Here is a 2,526-nt window from a genome sequence, read left to right as displayed (position 1 = left end):
TCACCTAACAAGGACACAAAGTATCTGCCAGAAAGATTCCGTCTAACTGTAGCATTTAAAATACGTCCCTTTACTTCGCGACTCTTGGCAAATCGAACAAGACCTAGTTTCGGCAACTTTATCTTTTTTCCTACAATGGAAATGTTTTCATTTGTTTGTTTTGTGGTGTAAGATTGTACGTTGTTTTTCTTAGATTTGAAACGTGGGGCACTAGTTTGTTTTTTGAAAAAACGTGTATACGCATCCGCAAGGTTGCGAACAGACGACTGAATCGCAATACTATCCACTTCTTTGAGCCAGACAAACTCTTTCTTCATGGCAGGAAGTTTGGCAGAGCATGTACCATATGTCAAACCTTTCCCCGTCTCTTTGTATGCGTTATCCCATAGAGATAGGAAATGATTGAATACAAAACGAGAACAGCCAATTGTTTTATTAATTAGGGTCGCTTGTGCTTGATTTGGATAGATACGAAATTTATATGCTTTATTAATCATCATTCCTTTCACCTCCATTTCGGCATGTATCTATCATACAACAAACATACATTCTATAGATAGCGAAGTAACAGTTTATGTATGTGGAACAATTAAGATGGCTTCCAGCCATCTCTTGTTCGAAGCCAATTCATCTCCCACCTACTCACTTCGCGTTCCTTGAGGAAGGAGTCTTCTTGGCTAAAATGATAAATATATGTACCCTGAAATCCATTTTCAGTAATCCAGTTAGTGATCCACATTCCACCAAAATAAACTGGGATTGTTAGCAAGCTTACGTCTTTAGGATCTGTTGCAAGATAAATCATTAGAAATAGAAAAGCAAGTGCCCCTATCGTACTAACATTTTCAAAAACCATTATCGGAAATCACCTACTTTATGATTAATAATATAACAAGTGTTAATTTCTTACCCCTTCCGTGGATAACTCGTTTCGCGGTTTTCATAACTACCATTCCTTGGGGTAAGTATATCAAATACCAAGGTAAATTTCCCTAATAAGTATGATGTCTACTTAACAGCCTCTTCTTCGGCCAGTAATAGAATACTAATTTTTATTGCAACATATCCGCAAATGAAGTACCTACATTATTCTTTCGCTTCATATGCTTCTCTAAATAGATTTTTGTTGTTTGAATATTTTCATGCCCAAGCGTTTGCATTAAATGATATAAATCCGCATTTCCTTGTTCAACTGCCATGATTGCAAAAGCATGACGGAATGTATGCGCCGTTACAGGATTTTCACGATAATGCAGAAACTCTAAATTGGTCTTTTTTATCATATCTGTTACCTGGTTCGATAACGTTTTTGAATTATAAAAGTTCCCTCTTTGATTTACAAATAAAGGACTTTCATCTCCTCGGTCCAATACAGTTTGGAACCCTCTTCTTCTTCTCATTTCACAAATACACTCATATAAATGTTCAGAAATGAAAAGTTCACGTACTTTACTTCCTTTACCTATAACTTTTAACCAGTGCTTTCCGTCATAATGTAAGTCTTTAACCCTTGTTGTACATAATTCTTGAATTCTTACACCGGTACTTGCCAGAGCTAGTAAAATTGTATAGTTTACTAAATGGCCTTTTTCTTTATAAAACCCTAAAATTTTCATAACTTCCTCATAGGATAGGTCCCGATTCGGCCGATCCTGTTCATTTACATTTGCGCGCTGCAGTTCTTCATGAAGAGGTCTTTCAATATAAGCAAATACATGAAGGTGTTTAAAAAAAGAACGAATCAATACAGATTTTTTTGCAAGTGTTGCGACCGCATACGTATCCCCATTCCTACCGTTCTCTACCTGCTTCAACCAAGCATTATATTTGCGAATATGCCAAGGTTGTAATGTTTTTAATAAAGAATCCTTTTTCTGTACCTCTTCCCCATCTAATTCAAATTCTTCTGCATGCTGCACCATGCACTGACAAAATGATAAGATTTCAGAAACATAACTCTTTTTCGTATCTTCTTTTCTATTTTTCTTCTCATCCATATCTTTTTGTAAATGTACGAAATGATAAATGACTTCTAGGTCACTTAAATACGTATATTTACTCTTCCCCTCTTTCTCTGCAACCTCCATCTTCTCTTCCACCTTATCTACATAAACATGGTTATGCAGAAATGGAAAGATATCATTTATATTCTCTACATATGTATCTATATACTCGCTTCGATTGTTTATAATAGATAAATTATCTTTTGTATTGTTATTATCCATATTTAGAATTAACCTCTCCTATTGAAGATTATGAATATAGTTCTCTTCATTACTTATACTTAATATTTTATTTTACTTCTACCAATTATACAAATGATAATTCATTTTCTTTCTGTAAGAATCTTATATTCTTCTCTATTTACTTATACTTATATTTTTTTATAATTTATTAGTAAATAGATATTGTTTAATCATTTACTATTTAATATCAAAATTGAATTTATAATAAAATCATATATAAAAAACTATTAAAATATATAACAAAATACAAATATTTTTAGATTATAATACTGTATAAGAA

Annotated in this window: 3 protein-coding genes; all 3 read right to left on the bottom strand. The window is 33.0% G+C overall.

Features of this window, described 5'->3' with window-relative positions; genetic code table 11:
• Positions 1-500 (bottom strand): RNA-guided endonuclease TnpB family protein (locus JDS98_RS29525; protein WP_199634627.1); only part of this gene is annotated, 500 nt, incomplete at its 3' end.
• Positions 501-589: 89 nt separating this feature from the next.
• The gene (locus tag JDS98_RS29520) at positions 590-856 is read right to left on the bottom strand and encodes a hypothetical protein (RefSeq protein WP_199634628.1); all 267 of its coding nucleotides are present in this window, start codon (positions 854-856) and stop codon (positions 590-592) included.
• A gap of 196 nt (positions 857-1,052) precedes the next feature.
• Complete coding sequence (locus JDS98_RS29515; RefSeq protein WP_199634626.1) at positions 1,053-2,225, bottom strand: tyrosine-type recombinase/integrase; 1,173 nt, start codon at positions 2,223-2,225, stop codon at positions 1,053-1,055.
• Positions 2,226-2,526: the final 301 nt, after the last annotated feature.

It is taken from the genome of Bacillus cereus group sp. N11 (assembly GCF_016483605.1).
In the GTDB taxonomy this organism is placed as follows: Bacteria; Bacillota; Bacilli; order Bacillales; family Bacillaceae_G; genus Bacillus_A; species Bacillus_A toyonensis.
This window is presented reverse-complemented; position numbering and strand designations above follow the sequence as displayed.

Bases quoted from the DNA above. Each gene is read 5' to 3' on its own strand.
- JDS98_RS29520 (WP_199634628.1), bottom strand. From the start codon at position 856: ATGGTTTTTGAAAATGTTAGTACGATAGGGGCACTTGCTTTTCTATTT.
- JDS98_RS29515 (WP_199634626.1), bottom strand. From the start codon at position 2,225: ATGGATAATAACAATACAAAAGATAATTTATCTATTATAAACAATCGA.